At 37.8% G+C, this 25006-nt stretch carries 20 protein-coding genes and 1 pseudogene; 9 read left to right on the top strand and 12 right to left on the bottom strand.

The annotated features are described in order from the left end of the window. Positions 1-16: 16 nt before the first annotated feature. Positions 17-724 (bottom strand): beta-phosphoglucomutase, encoded by a 708-nt coding sequence (gene pgmB / locus POF52_RS18665; RefSeq protein ID WP_271994020.1) that lies wholly within the window; start codon positions 722-724, stop codon positions 17-19. Between the two features lie 274 nt (positions 725-998). On the opposite strand from pgmB, the gene POF52_RS18660 reads away from it, so the two are divergent. From POF52_RS18660 to POF52_RS18620, 9 genes are all read left to right on the top strand, one after another. Then, positions 999-2636 carry a PTS transporter subunit IIBC gene (locus POF52_RS18660; RefSeq protein WP_271994018.1) on the top strand — a complete coding sequence of 546 codons (1638 nt, stop codon included), beginning with the start codon at positions 999-1001 and terminating at the stop codon, positions 2634-2636. 4 nt (positions 2637-2640) lie between these two features. After that, complete coding sequence (locus tag POF52_RS18655; RefSeq protein ID WP_271994016.1) at positions 2641-3426, top strand: endonuclease/exonuclease/phosphatase family protein; 786 nt, start codon at positions 2641-2643, stop codon at positions 3424-3426. Between the two features lie 290 nt (positions 3427-3716). After that, on the top strand, positions 3717-4817 hold the full coding sequence (locus POF52_RS18650) for a glycosyltransferase family 4 protein (protein ID WP_057240049.1): 1101 nt from the start codon (positions 3717-3719) through the stop codon (positions 4815-4817). Further along, positions 4814-5752, top strand: coding sequence for a glycosyltransferase family 2 protein (locus POF52_RS18645; protein WP_013059871.1), 939 nt, complete (start codon positions 4814-4816; stop codon positions 5750-5752). Before POF52_RS18650 ends, POF52_RS18645 begins: the two co-directional genes overlap by 4 nt. A 2-nt stretch (positions 5753-5754) precedes the next feature. Beyond that, positions 5755-7473, top strand: coding sequence for a DUF6020 family protein (locus POF52_RS18640; protein ID WP_271994012.1), 1719 nt, complete (start codon positions 5755-5757; stop codon positions 7471-7473). Beyond that, positions 7473-7808, top strand: a complete 336-nt coding sequence (locus POF52_RS18635) for an EamA family transporter (protein WP_013059873.1) — start codon at positions 7473-7475, stop codon at positions 7806-7808. Before POF52_RS18640 ends, POF52_RS18635 begins: the two co-directional genes overlap by 1 nt. Further along, on the top strand, positions 7801-8133 hold the full coding sequence (locus POF52_RS18630) for an EamA family transporter (protein WP_016765961.1): 333 nt from the start codon (positions 7801-7803) through the stop codon (positions 8131-8133). The genes POF52_RS18635 and POF52_RS18630 overlap by 8 nt, the downstream gene beginning before the upstream one ends. 30 nt (positions 8134-8163) lie before the next feature. Next, entirely contained in the window at positions 8164-9666 is a 1503-nt protein-coding gene (gene murJ, locus POF52_RS18625; RefSeq protein WP_271994007.1) for a murein biosynthesis integral membrane protein MurJ, read from the top strand. Positions 9667-9691: 25 nt separating this feature from the next. Then, positions 9692-11062, top strand: a complete 1371-nt coding sequence (locus POF52_RS18620) for an O-antigen ligase family protein (protein ID WP_271994005.1) — start codon at positions 9692-9694, stop codon at positions 11060-11062. 27 nt (positions 11063-11089) lie between these two features. On the opposite strand, the gene POF52_RS18615 is transcribed toward POF52_RS18620, so the two are convergent. The 11 genes and pseudogenes from POF52_RS18615 to proB all read right to left on the bottom strand — a co-directional run bounded on the left by POF52_RS18615 (position 11090) and on the right by proB (position 24907). Next, a complete protein-coding gene (locus POF52_RS18615) occupies positions 11090-12889 on the bottom strand; it encodes a cation:proton antiporter (RefSeq protein WP_271994003.1) in 1800 nt (599 codons plus the stop codon). A 226-nt stretch (positions 12890-13115) separates the two neighbouring features. Continuing rightward, positions 13116-14864 carry a thiol reductant ABC exporter subunit CydC gene (cydC, locus tag POF52_RS18610; protein ID WP_442956653.1) on the bottom strand — a complete coding sequence of 583 codons (1749 nt, stop codon included), beginning with the start codon at positions 14862-14864 and terminating at the stop codon, positions 13116-13118. Beyond that, positions 14861-16573, bottom strand: coding sequence for a thiol reductant ABC exporter subunit CydD (cydD, locus tag POF52_RS18605; protein ID WP_057240062.1), 1713 nt, complete (start codon positions 16571-16573; stop codon positions 14861-14863). The genes cydC and cydD overlap by 4 nt, the downstream gene beginning before the upstream one ends. Then, the gene (cydB, locus tag POF52_RS18600) at positions 16573-17589 is read right to left on the bottom strand and encodes a cytochrome d ubiquinol oxidase subunit II (protein ID WP_057240064.1); all 1017 of its coding nucleotides are present in this window, start codon (positions 17587-17589) and stop codon (positions 16573-16575) included. Before cydB ends, cydD begins: the two co-directional genes overlap by 1 nt. After that, a complete protein-coding gene (locus POF52_RS18595; RefSeq protein ID WP_025752440.1) occupies positions 17576-18982 on the bottom strand; it encodes a cytochrome ubiquinol oxidase subunit I in 1407 nt (468 codons plus the stop codon). The genes cydB and POF52_RS18595 overlap by 14 nt, the downstream gene beginning before the upstream one ends. Before the next feature lie 301 nt (positions 18983-19283). Then, positions 19284-19739, bottom strand: coding sequence for a threonine/serine exporter family protein (locus POF52_RS18590; protein WP_013059882.1), 456 nt, complete (start codon positions 19737-19739; stop codon positions 19284-19286). Positions 19740-19753: 14 nt separating this feature from the next. After that, positions 19754-20515, bottom strand: coding sequence for a threonine/serine exporter family protein (locus POF52_RS18585; RefSeq protein ID WP_013085528.1), 762 nt, complete (start codon positions 20513-20515; stop codon positions 19754-19756). 143 nt (positions 20516-20658) lie between these two features. Next, entirely contained in the window at positions 20659-21669 is a 1011-nt protein-coding gene (locus tag POF52_RS18580) for a LacI family DNA-binding transcriptional regulator (RefSeq protein ID WP_271993995.1), read from the bottom strand. A 95-nt stretch (positions 21670-21764) separates the two neighbouring features. Next, a pseudogene (locus tag POF52_RS18575) lies at positions 21765-22541 on the bottom strand (alpha/beta hydrolase). A gap of 291 nt (positions 22542-22832) precedes the next feature. Beyond that, positions 22833-24077: a glutamate-5-semialdehyde dehydrogenase gene (locus POF52_RS18570; protein ID WP_013085532.1), complete on the bottom strand. Its 1245-nt coding sequence runs from the start codon at positions 24075-24077 to the stop codon at positions 22833-22835. Further along, positions 24074-24907 carry a glutamate 5-kinase gene (proB, locus tag POF52_RS18565; RefSeq protein ID WP_014457700.1) on the bottom strand — a complete coding sequence of 278 codons (834 nt, stop codon included), beginning with the start codon at positions 24905-24907 and terminating at the stop codon, positions 24074-24076. The genes POF52_RS18570 and proB overlap by 4 nt, the downstream gene beginning before the upstream one ends. Positions 24908-25006 lie beyond the last annotated feature (99 nt).

The following is a 25006-nucleotide window of genomic DNA, read 5'->3' as shown; positions in this document are numbered from 1 at the left end:
GCATGTAAAAGATTTACTAATTTTTTGTATACGCGCTGTTATAATCTGTTCCTTTTCTTGCTTTTTCGAAAACCTCTTTGATCGTCTTTAAATGCAAATCAGCTGTTGAATATACGTGAAAATTCACATCCTCTTCCTTCAGATGCTTACCAACGCCGATAGAAACCATATCTGTTTGATTAATAGCTTTTATACCGGCCTCTCCATCTTCTATGGCCACACATGCAGAGGGTTTTACTTGTAATTGATCGGCAGCTGTCAAAAATATTTCTGGATCTGGTTTTCCCTTCTTTATTTTTCTCACATCCACAATGCAATCAAAAAAAGAACGTATTCCTAGCGAATCTATTACAGTATTTGCATTTGAACTAGAAGAAGCAATTCCCATTTTAATGCCTTGCTTTTTGCAATCCTCTAACAACAATTGTATTCCTGGAAGTAAATGATCCTTTGTCATTTCCCTTATTAATGCTTGATAATGCTTATTCTTTTCATGAGCAAGCTGTTCTTTTTTTTCCACTGGCAGATGTACATTTCCTTGTGCAGCAATGAGCTCTACAGTTTTCACTCGGCTGATTCCCTGCAGCTGCTGATTGAGTTCTGCAGAAAACGAAACGTTAAGTTGATCTGCTACTTTTTTATTTGCTCTATAATATAAATGTACCGTATCTGCAATAACACCGTCTAAATCAAAAATAATCGCTTGTAGCCCTTCTTTTTTCATATTATCCTCCTCTGTACTTGTCTTTATGCCATTACTTGAATGCTTTTATTACATTCCATCATGTTAAAATACCGTTGATATTGTTCACTTTATCATAAAAATTTTTTCATCATTTATAATTCATGAATAAATTTTTCAAAAAAGAGAAATTTCAGTATTGCATTATGAAAGCCCTTTTATTACAATAAGGTTATGCAAACGGTTGCACTATCTTGAAAATATAGTTTATCAAAAAATAAAATGAAAACCCATACATAGGGGAAGGGGAAAAACTATGAAGAAGTTCTTTTCATTTGATTTTTGGCAGAAATTTGGTAAGGCTTTATTAGTAGTAGTAGCGGTTATGCCCGCAGCTGGTATTATGATTTCACTTGGAAAACTAGTTGCAATGACTGGGGGAGACATCACTGCTGTACAAACAATTGCACGCGTGATGGAAGACATAGGCTGGGGTATCATTACAAATCTTCACATCTTGTTCGCTGTTGCTATCGGGGGCTCTTGGGCCAAAGAACGTGCTGGCGGTGCATTTGCTGCACTCATTGCATTCATTCTTATTAATCGAATTACAGGAGCCATTTTCGGAGTTAAAGCAGAAATGCTCTCAGATTCAAAAGCAACGGTTCAATCACTGTTTGGACAAGAATTAGTTGTAAAAGACTACTTCACATCTATTTTAGGATCTCCCGCTCTTAACATGGGCGTGTTCGTAGGAATTATCGCTGGTTTTTTAGGCGCGAATTTATTTAATAAATATTACAACTATGATAAATTGCCTGAAGCCCTTTCGTTTTTTAACGGCAAGCGTTTCGTACCATTTGTGGTCATCGGTGGTTCAGTTGTAACAGCACTGCTTTTATCCATTGTATGGCCGTTTATCCAAGGTTCGCTAAATAGCTTCGGACAGTGGATTGCAACATCTAGAGACACAGCTCCTATTCTAGCACCATTTATTTTCGGAGCATTAGAGCGTCTGCTTCTTCCGTTTGGTCTTCATCATATGCTGACAGTTCCTATGAACTACACGGAGCTAGGCGGAACGTACAAAATTTTAACGGGTTCTGGAGCAGGTTCCACTGTTGCCGGTCAAGATCCTTTGTGGCTTGCTTGGATTGCAGATTTAAATAATTTCCGCGCTGCAGGAGATATGGACAGCTACAAACAGCTCTTACATGACGTTACACCTGCACGATTTAAAGTAGGACAGATGATTTTATCTTGTGCGTCATTAATTGGAATCGCTTTAGCAATGTATCGTAACGTAGATCCTGACAAACGTTCGAAATATCGTTCAATGTTCTTTTCAGCTGGACTAGCTGTTTTCTTAACAGGCGTAACAGAACCAATTGAATTTATGTTCATGTTCGCGGCACCTCTTCTATACGTCGTATACGCTATTATGACAGGACTGGCTTTTGCCATTGTTGATATTATTCATGTTCGCGTACACTCCTTTGGCGTAATTGAACTATTAACACGTACACCAATGATTATCAAAGCCGGACTATGGGCTGACTTAATGAACTTTGTCATCGCCTGCCTTGTATTCTTTGGCTTAAATTTTGGAGTGGCAAACTTCTTAATCAAACGTTTTAACTTCCCAACGCCGGGACGTAACGGAAACTATATCGATGAAGAAACAACTGCAACAAGCAGCATGCAGGTGAAAAATGATTCGCTTGCCCCAGTCATTATTGGACTGCTTGGCGGAGAAAACAATATTGAAGACGTTGATGCTTGTATGACTCGCTTACGTGTAACGGTAAAAGATATACATGCCGTTGCAGGAGAAAGTGAGTGGAAACAAAACGGAGCCCTTGGTTTAATCTTGAAAGATAAAGGGGTACAAGCTATTTATGGACCTAAAGCGGATGTTTTGAAATCCGACATTCAAGATTTGTTAGGAGCTTAACATAATGAAGCTATTAACGTTAAATTGCCACTCTTGGCAAGAGGAAAATCAGCTAGACAAGTTATCTTGTCTAGCTGAAGTAATTAAAAAAGAAAAATATGATGTCATTGCTTTACAGGAAGTAAGCCAAAAGATAGACGCACCTTATGTATATGACTACATTCGTAGCGATAATTACGCTTGGCTTTTAGCAAAAGAACTGGGTAAGCAAGGTGAAGACTATCAATTGGTATGGGATTTATCTCATATAGGCTATGAAGTGTATGAAGAAGGAATTGCCATTTTAACAAAACACCCGATTATTGAAGAGCATTCATTTTTTGTTTCACAAACGTCAAATATTGACTATTGGAAAACGAGAAGAATTGTTGGAGCCACAATCGAATATGAAAAAGAACTCCTTACGTTTTATTCTTGTCATCTTGGCTGGTGGGATGACGAGGAAGAGCCGTTCAAGCAGCAAGTTGATACGCTGCTAGCTCATGTACACAAAGATAACCCATTTTTCCTACTTGGAGACTTTAATAATGACGCTCATAGACGAAATGAAGGTTACGACTACCTGTTGAGCCAAGGCCTCTATGATACGTATACTCTATCGAATAAAAAAGACAGCGGTATTACAGTTAAAGGTAACATTGCTGGATGGGATGATAATGAACGGGCACTGCGCCTTGATCTAATTCTATCGAGTCATGCGAAGGATATTCAGTCGTCAACTGTGGTTTTTAACGGCATACATTATCCCGTTGTTTCCGACCATTTTGGGGTAAGCGTTGAAGTGAAATAAGTGACATAAAGCGAACGAATAGCGTTCGCTTTTTTCGTGTGATTATGAAGATGTGAAACTCATCTTCTTTACTGCTTTATCTATCGTTTTAGAAGTGTCCGATAAACTTTCGCATTTTAAAAAGTAGGTGTGCTATAATATTGTGATGTTGGCGATATGCAACCCATTTTTGCATGTTTATCAATGAAATCGCTCAACTTAATAGTAAGATGATACATGTAAGCTCTATTTAAATGAACACCCGTTGTCATTATCATAAACTAATAAAGAAAAATAGGTGTGAAACAATCATGAAAATTTTGTTGATTTCAAATATGTATCCTTCGGAACAATTCCCGAGTTATGGTGTATTTGTTCAAAACACTGAAAAAATTTTAGTTCAACATGGTATTCAAGTTGATAAAATTGTCATGCAAAAAAAGACAAGCAAATTAAGCAAGCTTTTTAGCTATGCTTCTCATTATGCTAATGTCGTCTTGACGGGCTTGACAAAAAACTACGACTACCTTTACGTACATTATGCATCTCATAATGCTCTTCCGCTGCTGATTCTTAAAAAGCTAAAGAAGAATGTGAAGATTGTGACAAACGTGCATGGTTCAGACGTTGTACCTGAAGTACCTTCACAGGAAAAGTATCAGCCTAGAGTAAATGACTTATTGCACCATTCTACTAAAATTATTACTCCTTCTCCTTATTATAAAGGGCTCGTTGAAGAGAAATATAAAGTTCATAACCCAATCTATATTTTTCCAAGCGGAGGAGTGAATAAAGATCTGTTTCACCCTTATGCAGATAAAAGCAAAGCTTATCAAGAGCTAAACTTGGACCCTACTATCCGTTATCTTGGATGTGTAAGCCGCATTGATGTGGGTAAAGGATGGGAATACTACCTGCAAGCAATTGCAAAGGCTGAACAACAAACGCCCACTTCTTACAAATACCTATACGTTGGAAGCGGAAAAGACGAAGCTGCATTTAAGGAAATGATCAAGACTCTGAGCCTAGAGGAAAAAGTCATCCATTTCCCTCTCCTTCCTCAGTCCTCTCTTGCTTACGTATATAATGCGATTGAAGTATTCGTGTTTCCGACCGTAAGAAAAGGAGAAAGTTTGGGCTTAGTCGGCCTCGAAGCTATGGCTTGCGGAGCACCCGTAATTGGGAGTCAGATTGGTGGTCTAAAAGATTACATTATAGACGGAAAGAATGGTCTATTCTTTGAGCCTAAAAATGTAGACGAACTAGCTTCACAGCTACAGGCTTTTATTAACCTTCCTGAAGATGTGAAACAGCAAATGTCTCAACAGGCGTTACAAACAGCAAACCGCTACACAGTAGATGTAATTGCTGAACAACTCCCAACAATTTTTTTTGATGAGGTGGAAAAATGAAAGTCGCAGTTTTAATTCCTTGTTATAACGAGGAAGTAACAATTGGAAAAGTAATTGACGATTTCAAACGCGAACTGCCTAGTGCAGATATTTATGTGTACGACAACAATTCAAAAGATCGCACAAGTGAAATTGCACTTGAACACGGGGCAATCGTCAAAAAAGAATTCAAGCAAGGAAAAGGAAACGTTGTACGTTCGATGTTTCAAGAAATTGATGCAGATTGTTATGTCATGGTAGATGGGGATGATACGTATCCTGCAGAATTTGTTCATCAATTAATTGAGCCTATTAGAAATCGAGAAGCTAACATGGTCATTGGAGATCGTTTATCAAACGGAACGTATCTCGAAGAAAACAAACGTGCTTTCCATAATTTTGGTAACAACTTAGTACGTTCTTTAATTAACGGCCTGTACAAAAGCAACATTAAAGATATCATGACAGGTTATCGTGCCTACGATAAATTATTTGTAAAATCAATCCCTGTGATGAGCCCGGGATTTGAAATTGAAACAGAAATGAGTCTTCACGCGTTAGATAAACGCTTCCGCTTAAAAGAAATCGCGATCGATTATCGCGATCGACCTGAAGGCAGCGAATCGAAACTTAATACGTTCTCTGATGGATTTAAAGTGTTACGAATGATTTTTACGTTATTTAAAGAGTACAAGCCGCTTCAGTTCTTCTCCATTTGGACAGTGTTGTTTATTGTCGCAGGATTAGCTGTTGGTGCTCCGGTACTTTATGAATTTTTTGATACAGGCTTTATTACCAAAGTACCTTCATCTATCTTAGCAACTGGATTGATGGTGTTAGGTGTTTTATCTTTCGTCTGTGGATTAATTCTAGATACAATCGCTTCATTAAATCGCAAGCAATATGAATTAGAACTAAATAAAAAAATTGAACAGATTGAACAAGTAGGAGAATAACAATGATGAAGAATAAAAAAAGTATTTTGCTGCTTACAGTAACAGCTTTAATTATTCTTATCGGTTTAAGTATTGGTAATCCAGACGGTGTTCACTATCTTTCCCTTTTTGCTGCACTTGTATTTACCATTATAAGCTCTATTTTTATTTATAAAAATAGAGCTTATGCTTCATTTAAACCGCTAGAATGGCTATTGCTGATTGTTTTTTCGTTTATCGTACAGTTTTCGCTTTTAGATAACTTACATATGACGAGCTCAACTATTTTCTTACTCGTTTTTTATGCCATCAGCCGTACCTTATTGGCAATGCTGCTGACGGCCGCTGTACTCAGCGCTATCAAACAGATAAACGATTTTCACTATACATTTGCACACCCAAAGCGTTACCTAGGAATTGTTACGATTCTTATTTTAGCTGTTAGTCTATATTACTGGTTCGCCTTTTTCCCAGCGGCCATGACTCCCGATTCATTAGCACAGTGGAGACAGGCACATAACGGAGAATTTAACGATTGGCACCCTATTATGATTACGTGGCTGATTATGCTGCTGACAAAAATATGGGATAACCCAGGAATTGTAGCATTCACGCAAATTGTTGTTGTAGTAAGCATATACGCCTATACGTTTGACTTTTTCATTAAACGCAAAGCACATCCTGTTATGATTGGACTTTTAACAGCTATTATTGTCGTTATTCCAAGCTTTTTAATCTTTTCAATTATTATTTGGAAAGATATTTTATACAGTGCTTTTCTGCTGTTTTTTACGGTGAATATTGCAAAAATCTATTTGTCAAAAGGTGCTTGGATTAAAAGTAAAGCAGGCTTTGTCTTACTTTTACTTTCCGCATTTGGAGTAGCTTTCTTTAGACATAATGGTTTTCCTGTATTTGTTTTGACTTTCCTTTTAATGATCGTCTTATTCAGAAAAAATTGGAAACCTCTTGTCACGATTTTCTTAGTCGTCTTTATTTTACAAAAGATTGTTACAGGCCCTGTGTTCACGTGGCTTGATGTACAGCCTTCGGATCCAAATGAGGCTTTGTCTATCCCAACTCAACAAATTGCAAACATCATTTCAAATGATGGGGAGATGTCAAAAGAAGAGCGCGAATATTTTAATAAAGTGCTTCCTATTGAATTGTGGAAAGAAAAGTACAATCCATATAAAAGCGATCCTATTAAATTCACTTGGAAATACTACGACCGCGAGTTTATTTTTAATGATCTAGGTCTTTACTTTAAGAATTATGCTAGCATTGTCATCAAAAATCCTTATCTAGCAGCAGAAGGCTTTCTCAAACAAACAGCTTTAGTATGGCAAATCAATCCTTTTAAAGATGGCTACACAGATACGTATGTAACCAACATTTATTACGGCAATGATTTAGGTCTTAAAAATAAAGTAATCGAGCCGTTTATTACGCATACTGCCAATGCTTACTTAGCTATTTTTAAGCACCCTGTTTTTACATTCTTATGGAAACCAGCTTTTTATCACTGTGTCATTTTATTATTTTCATTAATGCTAGTGATTCGAAGAGGAATTACGTCACTTATTATCGTCATTCCTTGGGCTCTTAACACGCTTTCTGTTCTTGCGGCATTGCCGGCTCAAGATTTTCGATATTTATTAGCAAGCGTATTTGTGTCTTTCTTCTTTATTGGTCTTCCTTTTATCCGATTTGATCAGAACGAAAGGGATGTGACCTCCTGATGGAGAGCAATTACAACAAAAAGCTAGGAATCACACTTATTATTGTGGCTTCCCTGTTTACAGCTGTTGGACAACTTTTTTGGAAGTTGTCCGAAGCTTCATTTAACTTAAATTTAATTATTGGTTTTTTTCTTTATGGATTAGGAGCGGTTTTTATGATTGCCGCCTTTAAATTTGAAAGAGTTTCCTTGCTTCATCCATTTTTAAGCCTAGGATACGTAATCAGCATTGCTCTTGGTTTCTTTCTATTAAATGAAACCATTAGCCCTATGAAGCTGGTCGGTACTCTTATTATTATCGTAGGTGTAATTTTAGTAGGTGGCCAAGATGAATAGTATCCCGCTTTTACTTATTATGACCCTTTTAGGTTCAGTTGGAGCTGTCTTTTTCAAGTATATTTCTACGTATTTAAATGAAAAAAAGATAAAGCTAGCGCTTATTTGCTTTGTGGGTGGCGGCCTTTTTTACGGGGCGGCAGCTCTGCTTAATGTGTATGTTTTAACGCTGTTACCTTATTCTATTGTATTTCCGCTCACGTCTATTACGTATATTTGGACATTAACATTCGGTTACTTTTTAATTAAAGAAAAAGTTACAACAAAACAAGTTATCGGCTGTATTCTTCTAATTGTTGGATGCTTCTTTATTGCTAATAGTTGATGAGATAACTTGAAAAGGTAGGAGTTTCGCATGAAAAACTTAAAATTCGCGAGCATTTTACTGCTCATATCAACATTATTTTTGAAATTTTCTAGTATGATTCGTGATTTAGTTATTGCTAACTATTTCGGTACAAGTTATATCGTCGATTCATACAACGCAGCAATGATCATTCCAAACGCTTTTATTTTATTTATGTTAACGGGGATGAAGGATGCATTTATTCCTAGTTATTTACGTTATGAAAAAGAAAATAAAGGAAAGGTTCATTTGACTAATATTGTTAAATCAACCTTTCTTATTTGTTTCATTATTTCGGTTCTCGGATCAATTGCCGCTTTCTTTTACTTTCCCGCTTCATACTCTAATTTTTCCAAAGCAGCAATTGAACTAGGAATTTATACGGGCGTTATGTACTTTTTATCTCTTTCACTAGTTGGAGTGAATGCCGTATACGAAGGTGTATTTGATGCACGAAGTCAATATTCTTTCTCCGTGTTTTCTCAAACGGTTGTTGTACTATTTACGATTTTAAGTACAATCCTATTACATTCAATCATGGGCGGCTATGCAATTGCTCTTGGCTATTTTGTAGGAACAATTGCTTCTTTCTTAATTAAAATTGTCTATTTTAAACCGCAGCATCTGCTGTTATGGAAGCAAAAAATTGACCGTGATGAAGTGGTGGCTTTTTATAAAGTATTCATCCCTGTCGGTGTGACCATTATGGTCGGTCAAATTAACTTAACTGTAAACTTCTTCTTTGCTGGCTCCTTTGGTGAAGGTGTTATTTCATACTTAAATTACGCCTTCAGACTTGTAAGTATTCCCCAGGCAATATTCGGGGTTACGGTCGCAACCATTATTTATCCGCTGATTGCAAGAGCCATTTCTGAAAAAGATGAAGAACGCTTTAAATCGGGAATTGAAAAAGGGATTACGTTTATGCTGATGCTTCTGATTCCGACGATTGTTATTATGATTTTTTATATGAAAGACATTGTAATGATTGCTTATCAGCGCGGTGCATTTGACGCAAATTCGACGTTAAAAACAACGGATGTATCTTATTATTACCTAGGTTCGGTGTTTTTCTATTCGCTGCAAGCTGTTCTTGCAAAAGGATTTTATTCTCTTCAAAAAGGTTATCTTATTATGAGAGCAGGCTTATTATCCATTGTGTTAAACATCATCTTTAACATGATTTTCACTAAATTTATGGGATACCAAGGATTAGCACTTTCCATGTCAGTGGTTGCCTTTTTCTATACGGCCATCGTATTCGTTATGCTAGCAAAACAAATCAATCACTTCCATTACGGATATCTAGTGAAAGAAACAGGAAAAATTCTTTTAGCATCCGTACCTGTTGCTATCCTCATGTTCTTCTTAAAGGACATCGCATTTTTGAATTCATTACATGTTATCTTACGATTTGGTATTGTCTGTATTGCAGGTGGTTTAGTATACTTAATGTCGACGCTATTATGCAGAGTAGAAGGTGTTATGCTTTTAGTTAAAAGAAAACGTTAATTCACGTAAAACAGGAGAGTACTATATGAAGAACACATACTGGTTATTTTTTCTGTTCGTTGGTTTTATTTCAATTCAGCCAATTATTGATATGCTAACGACGTACATGGTTTTGAACATGGATAGTGGTCTCTCAATTGGGGTTGTTATTCGCTTTCTATATATGATTTTCGCAGGTGTCCTACTTTTAGTGTTTGCCAAACAATCAAAATGGGCTAGATATTCGATTATCTACCTTATTGTTTTTGCACTCTTTCTTGGACTCAATATCTACTTAAATCATCAATGGAAAGATCCTTATTATATTGGGCAAGAAATTAAATTTTTCAATAAGGTTGTTTATATGAACGTTACATTACTTGGAATGATTGTAATGTTTTCACATTATCGATCGTCTTTGGATGTAAAAAGAATACTGAGCAAAAACTTATTGACTGCTTCACTCATCATCAGTATTGTTTTTATCGGTACAATGCTAACAGGTACAGCACTAGAGAGTTATCAGTATAATAAAATCGGATTCAAAGGCTGGTTTTATGCAGCGAATGAGCTAGGGGCAACCATTGCTATTTTGCTTCCCCTCACACTGCTTTTAGCTTTAGATAAAGTACGTTCGTTTTCAAAAGCTTATTACTGGATTCCTTTTATCTTGTTAGCCATTTCGTCCATCATGCTTGGAACGAAAGTAGGCTTAGGTGCCGTTATTCTTTCTTTAGTTGTAGCAACAGTTGTCTTATTTGCAAAATTATTTACGAATAAACGCAGCTTAATTAAAGCCAACTTAGTAATCTCAATTCTGCTTTTAATTGTAACCGGAGCAACCACTCCGATTTCTCCAGCTTATAAAAACACATATACGCACATCGATATGTTAGAGGCTAAAAAAGAGAAAACAAAGCAAGAAAAGCCGGAAAAGAAAGAAAAAGAAAAGCCGGCTAAAAAGAAAAAGGAATCAAATTTAGATGACAAAGATATTCAAAATCTAATTTTAAGCAGCCGTGAGCAATTTTTAGCTCATCATAAGGAAGAGTATGCAAAAGCACCTATTGCAAGAAAAATGATAGGTATGGGCTTTTCTGGTGACTATACCAAACAGCTTCCGCCAAAGATGATTGAAATGGATTTTTATGATCTGTTTTTCTCTTTAGGTATCATCGGATTTTTACTATGGGTTCTTCCACTTCTATTAATTGGTTTAACCGTATTGGTTCGATTATTTAAAGACCCGTCACAGCTTCTTGATGAAAGCTTTATGATGTATAGTACAGCAATTGTATTAGCTCTTGGAATTGCTTTTGTAGCTGGGCATGTCTTCACCGCACCAGCCGTTACTATCTATTTTGCAGCAGCTGCTGCTTATCTGTTCGTCATTCATTTCAAACAAAGACAAGCATAAAAAAACAGGCCATTGAAGGCCTGTTTTTTATCTTTTTAATGGCTGAAGGCTTAACACCGTATCACCCGCATTAACGTTTATTTCTTGGTCATGAGCAAAAAAATTCAATGCCTTTCCTTGCTTGCTCACTGCTAGTAAAAGAGAATCATCGCTTTTCTCCTCAAGATATGTTTCATACGTATATTCATCCGTAATTTTTGTATTGTAAATCGTATATCCATGCTCCATTTTATGATGTAGAAACTCCCACGTAATTCCTTTCTTAAAGAGCATGCGTCCTCTTACCGTGTGCATAATTTCATCGACATCTTCTCTTGAATCTTCTTGGTCACGAATACTCAATTGAAAAACATTGTTCCGTCCCATATCTTGAAGAAAAGCAGTACAAACAAGTGCATTATATGCATCTAACTCAGTTGCAGCAATCACGTATTCATAAGGAGTTAAATCTAGATGATATTCCGTTTGCTCAGCTAGAACTTCTCCGTGATACACATCTACTTCCGCTCTGCGTGCAACTCTTAACCGCTCCCACGAAGAATCAGCAACTAACACTGGATAGCCCAGCTGTTTTAACTTGGAAGCAAGAGCAACCGTAAAATCATTGCTTCCTACAAGCAAAATACCAGGTTCTTCTCCAATTGATAAATCAAGCTTCCTAGCTAGCCATGAAAGGGAAAAACCGTGTGCACAAACCGTAGCAAATACTAAAGCAAATGTCAGCGTTGTTAGGATGGAAGCATCTTTAAATCCTTCATCGATTAGTACTTTCGCAAAGTAACTTGAGACCGTTAACGCCACAATGCCGCGCGGGGCAATCCAGCCAATCAGTATTTTTTCTTTTATAGATAAATCTGTCCCTACCGTTGATAAAAAGATGGAGACAGGTCTGACAATAAACAGCATAAGTAAAACAAACAAAATAATATTCCAATGAAAAATTTCAGTAATGGTCTTCATCGTCAGTCCAGCCGTTAACATGATAAAAATAGTAGAAGTCAATAGAACCGAAATGTTCTCTTTAAAATGTCGCATATCACTAATAGATGAAATATGCATATTAGCAAGGGTAATCCCCATCGCTGTTACTGCTAGAAGACCTGTTTCATGCTTAATTTCATCAGCTATCGTAAAGCAGGCAATAACAACAATAAATACGACCGGAGATTTTAAATACTCTGGAATATGCCCCTTTTGAAACATCCATCCTATTCCGCGGCCAAGAAGCCATCCTATTAAAACAGCAATAATAGAGGCTACAAAGAAAAAGAGAATTGTTTTTCCACTCACTTCTCTCAGCACTAAAAATTGAACAATTTCAAACGAAAAAACGGCCAGCAGTGCACCAAATGGATCAACAATAATACCTTCCCATTTTAAAATCGCTGCTGGTTTTGGTTTTAATTTAGCTTGTCGTAAAAGAGGTAAAATCACGGTTGGACCCGTCACAATAAAAAGCCCTCCGATAACAATTGCCACCGCCCATGATAAATCCGCTATATAATGAGCAGCTAAAGAGCCTAAAATCCAAGCTAGCATGGCTCCGAGCGTCACAATGCGAAACACGGGCTTTTCGATTCCCCTTACCTCTCTCATGTCTAAGTTCAAGCTGCCTTCAAATAAAATAACAGCTACAGCAATAGATACAAAAGGATCAAAAAGCTGAGCAAATTGTGCTTTAGGATCAATTAAACCTAAAATAGGGCCTGTTAGTAGTCCGATAATTGACATCACGACAATTGCTGGTAACTTAAATCTCCAAGCCAGCCACTGAGATAGAACTCCCAGTCCCACTACGAGCGTGATATGTATAAGCATAGGTTCCATTGTATCTTCCTTCTCTCGTTCGCATAATGTGTATATATTTTCCCTAAAATAAACCGATGTTATACAGGAAGAAACAAACACTACCTTGTTTTACCACTTTTTCAAAAATGTTAAACGCATACTCTTTTCTTTGAATCCAAGCTGTTTTCTTTCATTCGACACATATTTTACTCGTGTTTGTCGAATTTCACTTTATTATCAAATAATAAAAAGCCTTTAGCTTCTGCTAAAGGCTTTTTGCCGGATGATCCAATTCATATAGCTTTTGATAGTGACTGTTCGTCGCAAGTAATTCGTCATGCGTTCCTCGAATGGCTATCTTACCATCTTGCAAAAATAAGATTTCATCCATTTTTTCCATCCCAACTAAATTGTGTGTAACCCAAATTAAGGTTTTATCTTGAAGAGTTTCAAAGATAGTGGATAACAGACGCTTTTCAGTCATAGCATCCAACCCTGCAGTTGGCTCATCTAGCATAACAATTGGCGTATGCTGAAGCAGAACACGTGCTAACGCAATCCGCTGACGTTCTCCTCCCGAGAAGCGCTGACCTGTTTCGAGCATCGGAGTTTGATATCCTTGGTGCAAACCTTCCACAAGGGAGTGCATATTCACTTGCTTCATGGCCTCAATTACTTCTTCTTTTGTGGCCTCCTCATTAGCTAGTAGTAAATTGTTGGCTACGCTTGTATTAAATAAGTAAGGATTTTGATTTAATACAGAGATGAGTTTTGGTACATCTTCACGAACTTCAGCTACAGACTGACCGTTTAGCTGAACTGCACCTTCTGTAGGTACTAAGGAGCCTTGCAGCAACTTTAATAGAGTCGATTTTCCAGCTCCACTCTTGCCAAGAATCGCAATTTTTTTCCCTTGCTCGACTTGAAATGAAAGATCATGAATTACTGACTCCTCCTCATTACTATAGCGAAAGCTTACATGCTCAACTTTTAATCTAACCGAATTCCGTGAACCTTCATAAGGTAGAGAAAGAGTATGTTTTTTCTTTTCGTTCACCTCTTCCCAGTTCTTTTCCATTGCCTGTACTCTATTTAATGATTCTTCAAACTGAGGAATCTTTTCTACTGCATTGGATACTGGCAGCAGAGCTTCAGATAAAGGAAATACTACTAAAATAAAAGCAGCAATAAACACACCTGCAAGCTCTTTATCTGCAAAAAGAGAAGCTCCAAACCAAATCATTGTGACAATTAAACCTGCTACAATAAGTTGTCCAAACAATTCTCGGTAATACGTCCATAGTTTAAGCTTACGATCCATGCCGTCTAACTCATTTTCTGTTTTGTCATACGAATGAAAAAATGACTGCTGCTGACCGCTTAACACCCAATCAGCCACTCCTAAAAAGCCATCTGTGACCTTGGCATATAACTGTGCTTTGCTTGATTTATATCGCTGATTGGCTGCCTTCATATGCCAAAGGGAAAAAAGCGGCACTACTACTACTAATAAAAATAAATAGATGGCAATCAAACATGCAAACTTTAGGCTAAAGAATCCTAAAGCTACAATCGAAATAACGTATAAAATAACAGCTGAAATTGTTGGAAGAATGGTACGCAAGAACAAGTCTTGTAAACTTTCAATATCTTCCGCGAGAACTCCTAAAACATCTCCTGTTTGATAGCGAGATGTAGCAATTAACGGTTCAATCAAATGATAAAGACGTGTACGCATTTTAGCTAAAATGCGAAGAATAAAATCGTGACTGACAAGACGCTCCGCATAACGGAAAGCTGCTCGGCTTAAACCAAATGTACGCACAAGTACAATTGGAACATACACCAATAAAATCGTTTCTGGCCGTAAGGAAGAAGCTGAAATCAAATAACCTGACGTGAACATTAGCGCGCAAGCAGAACCAATCGTTAACAAGCTTAGTAATAAGATAGAAAAGATACGATATTTATATGTTTTAAAGTAGGGCCATATCCAACTTTTATATTTCATCATATCTCCTCCTCTTTATGTAAAAATTGATAGTAAGCTCCTTTTTTTTGAATCAGTTCTTGATGATTACCGATTTCTGCAACCTTTCCGTCCTCTATTACAACAATGAGATCCATGTCTTTCATCCAATGCAGACGGTGCGTAGCTAAAATAAATAACTTCTCTTGGAACATCGTTAAAATATCTTGTTTTAATTCATATTCCGTTTCAATATCGACTTGTGCCGTTGGTTCATCAAGCATAATAATAGGACGGTCGCTTAGAAATGCCCTTGCTAGAGCAATTCTTTGAGCTTGGCCGCCGCTAAGCTGTCGTCCCCCATCCCCTATCATTTCATTTTCCTTCTTAGGCATCTGTTGAACCGTTGATAAAAGTCTTGCTTTCGTTAAAGCATCTTCATAATCATATGAACCGCCTCTGTCTTGATAAAATTCAATATTTTCTTTTACTGTTCCATTAAAAATAAATGGGTGCTGAGGGATATACGTAATCTGCTTTTGCCAAGCATCTGAGCGTAAATCAATTGGCACGCCGTTTACTTCAGCAGAGCCTTCTGTAGATTGTACAAAGCCACTTAGTATATCAATAAGCGTCGATTTTCCAGCTCCGCTTTTTCCGATGATTCCAATTTTCTTCATTCCTTTAACATGCAGTGACACATCTTCAAGAGAAGCTGGATGCTCTTCGTCATATTTTACAGTGATATGCCTTAATTGAAGTTCACTGTTTTCAGTCCAACTAGGAACATCTTCTTTTTTAGCCGGCGATTTTTCAGCCTGCTTCACAATCTTAAGTAATGCATCTCCGGATTCTTTTCCGTCTAATGTTGCATGGTAATCATTTCCGACTTCTCGTATCGGCAGGAAATATTCAGGCGCCAGCAATAAAATCATAAGTGCAGGCTCTAATGTCATAGACCCGTTTACGAGCCGCAAACCAAGCATAACAGCCACGATGGCTACAGATAACATCGTAAAGAAATCTAAAGCAAACGTAGATAAAAAAGCAATTCGGAGCGTTCCCATTGTCGCTTTTCGATAACGGTCACTGACTCTTTCAATCGTTTCAGCATGCTCCTTACTTTTCCCGAGAAATGTTAAAGTTTCTAACCCTCGAAGCGAATCTACAAAGTGGTTGGACAACACGTGATATGTCTCCCATTGGCTATCTATTTTTTTTTGTGCAGCCAATCCAAGCAAAATCATAAATAAAATTAAAATTGGCATGGTCACAAGTAAAATAATGCCTGAAAGCCGATCATGGTACCAAACGAAAGCAAGAACCAGCCAAGGTGTAACGCTAATGGCGGCCAGTTTAGGCAAAAACAGCTCGAGATAAGCGCGAAGCTTCTGTAGGCCTGTGGTGATGAGCGTCACCAAGTTTCCTGTTCCTTCATCTTTGGTAAAACGCGGTCCTAATGCAAAAATGCTTTGCATGACTATCAAACGAAGTTCCTGAGTCGTTTTGACTCCAAATTGATATGCTGTTTTTTTTACTATAAAACCTACGATCTGACGAATCATAAAGGCAGACAAAAACAATCCGATTGCTTTTGTCTGCGAAGTTAAACTTTCACCATGAAAAAGAGCGGTAATTACTTCGGCGAGCCACTTAGCTTGAAAAATAATGGCTACACTTTGAATAGTAATAAGCCCTATTAACATGGCAAGAACCACTTTTATTCCGTTGTAAACCATTAAATTTCTACCCATTAATACTCCATATGCTCCTTATGATCTACACGTTTTCTGAAAACGTAGTAGCTCCAAATTTGATAACCTAACACAAAAGGCAGTAATGCAATAGCAGCGTAAGACATAATTTTTAAGGAATAATTCCCTGATGCTGCATTATGAATCGTTAAACTATAGCTTTCATTGATTGAACTAACCAAAACGGTTGGAAACAATCCTGCAAATATAGAGGAAATTGATAAAATTAAAATTAAGCCAGACATAGCAAATGCCCATCCGTCTTTTTTACGTGTAAGGAAAAATCCTGCTAGTAAATACACGAAAATACCGATGGAAAATGTATATAGCATCAAGCGGCTATGATTACTGAATAAATCTGTTTCAAAAAACGTCATGCCTGAAAAGATAAGAAGTAATAAAGCATTTATAGGCAAAAGCTTCATAGCGACCTTCCGTGAACGATCTCTAATATCGTCCATCGTCCGGATCGTGGCAAAAATAAGTCCGTGCCATAAGCAAAGCATTGTTAACGTAACGCCGCCTGTGATGGTATATAGATTAACAATATCCGAAAAGCCGGCATTCATTTGCATGTTGCGCTCCACAGGCAGTCCTTTCATTAGCGCTGAAAATAAGATACCAAAAATGAGCGGTGGAAAAAGACTTCCAAAGAAGATAACCCAATCCCATGCATTTTTCCACGCTTGTTTTTCAACTTTCCCTCGAAATTCAAATGCTACACCGCGGCCAATAAGCGAAAGCAAAAGAAGAACAAAAAGAACATATGACCCGCTTAATAGCGTTGCATACCAGTTTGGAAAAGCGGCAAACATAGCACCGATTGCTGAAATTAGCCAAACTTCATTTGCATCCCAAAAAGGACCGATTGTATTAATAAAAGCTCGTCGCTCTAAGTCGTTTCTTCCTAAAAAACGAGACACCATTCCAATCCCAAAATCAAAGCCTTCTAAAAAGATAAAACCAACAAACAGAATGGATACTAGTAAATACCAGAATTCATTAAGAGAAAACATTGTATCCCTCCTTTGTAAACGGATCAGTTGATACTACTTTTGTATGTGCTTCGTGATCATGATCTGGACCTTTTTTAATTTCTTTAACGAACAAGAACACCATAATCACAGCTAAAATTAAATAAAAGAACGAAAACGAGATAATAGAAAACAGCAATTCACCTGCTGTTACACCAGGAGACACGGCATCTTCCGTTTTCATATAGCCAAATACAACCCAAGGCTGACGGCCAATCTCTGTCATAATCCAACCTGCTGAGCTTCCAAGGAACGGAAAGGCAATGGCAATCGTCATAATACGTAAAAATAGTTTGCTTTCTTGAAGTTTTTTACGAGAAAGCAAGTACGTGCCCCAAATGCCTAATGCACATAATACGCCACCTAGACCAGCCATAATGCGGAAACTCCAAAATGTTGTCCGAACGGGTGGAATATAATTTCCTGCTCCATATTTCGCCGTATACTGCTCCTGCAGCTCGTTCATCCCAGGAACGGAACCTGAAAATTTCCCGTATGATAAGAAGCTTAATAAATAAGGTATTTTGATTTCCCCCGTATTTTTCTTTTCATCGGGGTGAATATTTGCTGTCACCGTCCAAGCGCCTGGACTTCCGCTGTTTTCCCATAATCCTTCACTTGCGGCCATTTTCATCGGCTGTGTTTTAACTAAGTATCCAGCCTGTTCATGACCAGATAACGCAATTCCTACACCTGAAACTAACCCTACAATAATGGCAACTTGAAATGATTTTTTGGCAAAAGCCAAATGTTTTTTCTTCAAGAGCATAATGGCACTGACACCCGTGATAAAAAAGGCGCCTGTTGCAAACGAACCTAAAATGGTATGAGGGAATTCAACCCACAGCTGACCGTTTGTTAACAATTTAAAGAAGTCATTCATTTCTAAACGGCCATTATTCAGCTCCATTCCAACCGGATGCTGCATAAAAGAATTAGCCGTTAAAATAAAGAACGCCGAAAAAATAGTACCTAGACTAACAAGCCAAATACATAGACAGTGCAGCCATTTAGGCAAACGATCCCACCCGAAAATCCACAGTCCAAGGAAAGTGGACTCCATAAAAAACGCGAGCAGTGCTTCAATAGCAAGCGGCGCACCGAATACGTCTCCTACAAACCTTGAGTACTCTGACCAGTTCATGCCAAACTGAAATTCTTGTAAAATACCTGTTACGACTCCCACAGCAAAGTTAATCAGGAATAAGTGCCCCCAAAACTTTGCCATCTTTTTATACTGTTCATCTTTTTTTACTACGTACATCGTTTCCATGATCGCTACTAAAAAGACAAGACCGATAGATAGCGGTACAAAGATAAAATGAAACAGCGTCGTTGATGCAAATTGAATACGTGATAGTATAACTGTATCCATCTTCTTTCTCCTTTCATATATAAGAACATTCATCATTTCCATAGATACTTTGCTCATTTCTGAGCATCTTTTACTTACATTGTGAAACATTGAGCATAATAATTCGATAGATATGCTCAATGTTTCACATACATATGTAATATCTCTCTTTCTATTTACATAGTATAGTCTATTTTTTTAGCTGTGCACGTACATTTTTTGAACGTTTTTAGACTAAAACGTGACTTTCTTGTGACAAAAAAGTGAAGGATCTCTTTATTTTTCTCATAAAAAAAGCACGCTCTGATTTGAGCTTGCTTCTCTATGGTCGATATTTTGCTTTGGCATTTAATTTAGACTGACGAATGATTTGGTTGATGACTTCAGAAAACACAATACCAATGGCAATTGAACCTGAAATCATAAAGGCTTTTGCTGCAAGACTAATCGCTTCATTATAGTTATTTTCTACAAAGTTACGCATGGCATCGTATGCTGTTCCTCCCGGAACTAGCGGAATAATACCTGCTACGGTGAAAATAATGATCGGCGTTCGATAAATTTTTGCGTAAATTTGACTAATAATAGCAATAAAGAAGGCCGATGCAACTGTGCTTGGAATTTCATCTACGCCATAGAACGTTAGCAAATAGTAAATGAGCCAGCCAATCATTCCGACAAAGCCACTTTTTAATAATGATTCACGTGGAACATTAAAGATGATCCCAAATGCTGCTGAAGCAATAAAACTTGTAATTATCTGCTCTACGATATGCATATGATGCCTCCCCTCTATAGAAGTGTAAATACAATGGCAATACCTGCACCGATAGCGAATGCCGTCAGAAACGCTTCTGCTCCTTTTGATAATCCAGACAGTAAATGTCCCGCCATTAAATCTCGCACTGCATTGGTAATGGATAAGCCAGGAACGAGTGGCATAACGGATCCAATAATAATTTTATCAATTTGCGTGCCTAGTCCTGAAGCGACTAAAAGAGCTGATAAAAGTCCAATAACTAACGAAGCGGTAAACTCAGCAAAAAAGCGAATCGGAATAAGACGGTGGAAATACACCACGGTTAAAAATCCGAGACCTCCTGAAAACATAGCTGGAATAAAGTCCGTCCATAAACCTTGAAACATGATTAAAAAGCATCCGCTAGAAATGGATGCAGCTGCAAGTTGAACCCATAGTGGAAAAGCTACGTTTGTTGCTTCAATTTCTTGTAGCATTTCATACGCTTCCTCCAAGGAGATGTTTCCTTGACTGATTGTTCTTGAGACGCTATTTACCATGGTTACTTTTTTTAAATCTGTCGTTCGTTCGGAAATACGAATTAACTTCGTTTTCGTCGGTTCTTTCGTTTCAAGTGAAAACATAATCCCTGTTGGCGTCACATAGCTGTGGGATTTTTTTATACCGTAAGACGCTGCAATCCGCATCATTGTGTCTTCTACTCGATACGTTTCTGCCCCGCTTTCTAACATAATTTTACCTGCTAGTAAGCTAACGTCCATAATTTCATATTTATCTAATTTTTGTTGTGTCATCAAATCGCTCCAAACATATTAAAGCTTGGTTTTTCCCCTACAGCATACAGTGTATAAGAAAGAGGGAAGTGGACGCAATGGTTAATGTAAAAAAGTGTGGACTTTTTGTCTCACACTTTCAGGAATAGTATATACATTCCTTATCAATTCATACGTTTTGTGGTCTCACGCTCTACTAATATAGGTGCCATTTTATACTGTATCTGATCTATTTCTTGCTGATCCTGAATTTGCTGAAGTAAGAGGTTTACTGCTTTTTCAGCCATTTTTTCCATCGGTTGACGGATAGTTGTTAGTGGAGGATGCGCTTCACTAGTTTCAGTAATATCATCAAACCCTATAACAGACAAATCCGATGGAACGTGAAGCCCATTTTGCCACGCACAGTGTATCACTTTCAGAGCGATGCAATCCGTAGCACAAATAAGCGCAGTTGGAGGCTCTGGATGATGAGCTAGCTCATTTATAAACTCATATAGTTCATCTGAGTTATTCATATCTTCTTTCACAAACTTTGCGTTTGCTGACGGTACATACTGATAAAAAAGAGACAGACGGTGCTCGACTCCGCTTACAGCTTTTCCAACGAACCCTATATTCTTATGACCAAGGTCCGTTAAGTGAGCAACAGCTAATTGCATTCCCACCGCATCATCTACATGTACAATCGGCCAAAGTGCAGAAGAGGCGTCTCCTGTAAGAGAAACGTAAGGCGTTTGATATTGTTTTAATACATCTACAAACGGATGCTGAGCAGCTACATAGTCTAATAAAATGACCCCATCAAACCAATGGTTCATCATAACATTTAATTGACGCTCAGCCGTTGTTTCTTCGTAATCCGTGTGTCCAATAAGAACGTCCATCCCTCGACTTTGGACTTGTTGCTGTACCTTTTTTAATAGTTCAATTAGAAACGGATCTTTTAAATCTCTAATTAATATCCCGATAATCCCTGTTTTTTGGGCCCGAAGAGCTGCCGCAAATGGATTCGTCTGATACCCCAAATGAGCTGCTGCTTTTAGCACTTTTTGTTTAGTTGTTTCACTAATTTTAATTTTACCTTCTTTATTATTGAAGATTCTTGATACCGTAGCTAATGAAACACCCGCTTCTTTTGCTACTTCTGTAATCGTGATTTTTTTTCTCCCCATTCGTACCGACTCCCATTTCCTTTTAGTCTATCGACCAAGTAAACATTTTTCTTTATTATACTACTAGAAGCCGGCACCACTGAAAACTACCTTCCCTACTTTTCACTAAACAGCCACTTTAACACATCTTGAATTTTTTGATCCCAATATGCCCAGTCGTGACTTCCTTTTTCTTCTTCATATGTAAAACAAATAGGCTCTTGCTTACAACGCTCGGAAAAACGTTTATTTTCCTGATATAAAAAATCTTCCGTTCCACAGCATTGATAAATACGCGGAGTCACTTCTCCATAGCGCCGGCGATTTTCAAGCAGCCACAAAAGATCATCCTCAGGTCTAATAATAGGGGGCATGCCAAAAATCAAAGGATAATCTAAGAACTGAACTTCTCCTCGCCCTCCAAGCCCTTCAACGTCCATCACTCCTGATAAACTGGCAGCTGCAGAAAATTGATGTGGTTTGCGAAACGCCCATTTTAACGCGCCGTACCCTCCCATAGAAAGGCCAGCTACAAAATTATCTTCTCTTTTTTCCGATAACGGAAAGAATGATCTAGCCAAGTGAGGAAGTTCTTCTGTTACAAACGTCCAATACTTCTTTCCATAAGCCATATCTCTATAAAAGCTGCGATCTACATTTGGCATTACAACTGCAAGTCCTAATTCTGATGCGTAGCGTTCAATCGATGTTCTTCTCATCCATATCGTATGATCATCAGAAAGACCGTGTAATAAATAGAGCGTAGGGTGTTTCTCACTTCTTGTATTGGTTTGTAAACCAATTTGAAATTTTGTTTACTGCGGTATCAAAACGTTCATTGAAGTACTTATTTGCAATACTTCTGAAAAAAAATCACATTGCATAAACGCCATATTTCTCTTCCCCCTATTTTTTCTTCCCTATTGGTTGATAACAAAACGTACATAATTCATATAAAAGTTGAAAAATAGTTTTATTATTCACAATTTTTAGTTTAACATAAAAACATCTTTTATGAAAACGTTTTACGTATAACGTTTTTTTTATTGAAATAGTGACGGTGATTTAAAGAAAATGAAAACTATGTTCACCCTAACAAAAAAAAACGAACCATTGATCAAAATTTTTGATCAATGGTTCGTTTTTACTTTGTCTAAAATATTTTCGTCCCAGCCTCTTCTTTTTTATCGAATTTGTCCATCTCCATAAATAATATATTTTAGCGTTGTTAATTCTTTTAATCCCATCGGTCCACGCGCATGAAGCTTTTGTGTACTAATTCCGATTTCTGCCCCGAAACCAAACTCTTCTCCGTCCGTAAACCTCGTTGAAGCATTCACATAAACAGCGGCTGAATTAACGCGTTGTAAAAAACGCTGAGCATGGGCATAATTTGTTGTGACAATCGCTTCAGAATGATGTGAACTATGAACATTAATATGGGAAATCGCTTCATCGATATCATCTACGATTTTAACCGCCATGATGAAATCCAAGTATTCTTTCTTCCAATCCTCATCCCCTGCGGGAACAAGATCTGGAACGATTGTTACCGCACGTTCATCACCGCGTACTTCTACATCTTTCTCTCGTAGCGCTTGAACAATAATCGGCAAAAATTCATGAGCCGCTCGTTTATGGATAATCAGCTTTTCGGCTGAGTTACACACCGCTGGACGAGATGTTTTTGCATTAATGACAATATTGGCCGCCATGTCACCGTCATATTCTTCATCAACATAAATGTGGCAGTTCCCAGTTCCTGTCTCAATAACGGGAACCGTTGCATTTTTTACCACCGCTTCAATTAAACCAGCACCGCCTCGAGGAATTAATACATCGATATATTCATTTAATTTCATTAACTCCAGTGCTGTTTCTCTCGACGTATTTTCAATAAGCTGTACGCTATGCTCAGGCAACCCTGCACTTGCCGCAGCTTGAGATAATACAGAAACAATCGCTTGATTCGAATAAAACGCCTCGCTGCCTCCGCGCAAAATAACTGCATTTCCTGCTTTTAAGCATAAGCCTGTTGCATCACACGTAACGTTTGGACGCGCTTCATAAATAATTCCTATGACACCAATAGGTACACGCTGCTGTCCAATTTGTAAGCCATTTGGTCGCTTCGCCATAGACAGCACTTCTCCTACCGGATCTGCAAGCGCAGCTACTTGGCGCAGGCCGTCTGCCATTCCGTGAATCCGCTCTTCATTTAAAGATAGACGATCCAACATCGCTTTTGACGTGCCTTTTTGAACGGCTTTTTCTACGTCTAATTTATTTGCTTTTAAAATCGCCTCTTGTTGATCCAATAGAGCAGCCGCCATTTTATAAAGTGCCTGCTGTTTTTGTTCGCTCGTTACATTTCCTAAGAAATAAGAGGCTTCTTTTGCCTGCTTTCCTTTAAGCTGCAATTCACTCATTTCATTACTCCTTCAGCTTGTTTTAAGAATAACGTTCCAATTTCTTGGCCTTCAATAATATCTCGCAAAATACTTGGTTCTTTACCATTTGCTAAGATTAAGCTCACGCCTGCACTTGTAGCTGTTTTAGCAGCGGTAAGCTTTGTGACCATTCCGCCTGTTCCAACATCCGTTCCGCTATCTCCAGCAAAATTCTCAAGCTCCGGTGTGATGCCATCTATTACTTTCATTAATTTAGAGTTAGGGTTTTTTGTGGGATCTGAATCAAAGAAACCGTCAATATCAGATAAAATAACAAGTAAATCTGCGTGAATCAAAACTGAAACAATGGCAGATAAATTATCGTTATCGCCGAAGCGCACGATGTTTTCAATTTCATCGATTGCAACCGTATCGTTTTCATTCACAATAGGAATTACTTTGTCTTCAATTAATTTTTCAAACGTGTTCACAACGTTATTGCGCACATGTTCATCTTCGATTACATCCTTCGTTAACAGTACTTGACCAACGATGTGGCTGTACTCACCAAAGAATTTACTATAGATATGCATAAGCTCACATTGCCCGACAGAGGCCGCTGCTTGTTTTTCTCGAATAGAAGTTGGCTTTTCCTTTAACTTTAGTTTTTTTACTCCCACTTGAACGGCACCTGATGTAACAAGCACAACTTCTTTTCCTGCATTCATTAAATCGGATAAAACACGCGCTAGTTTTTCAATGCGTGCTAAGTTAATATCTCCATTATCATAGGTCAACGTAGATGTCCCTACTTTGACTACGATACGCTTGCTATTTTGTAACTCTTGACGATGGTTCACTCTTTTCATCTCCCTAACTAAAACACCTAAATGCGTACTAATTTTTTTAAAAATTATAGCAGAGATTATGCGAAAAGTCTTATAGTTTTTCAAAGGGAATTTGAACTT

The organism is Priestia sp. AB, assembly GCF_028369225.1.
Classification (GTDB): domain Bacteria; phylum Bacillota; class Bacilli; order Bacillales; family Bacillaceae_H; genus Priestia; species Priestia megaterium.
The sequence above is the reverse complement of the archived record's forward strand: the minus strand, read 5'-3'. Positions and strand labels throughout refer to the sequence as shown.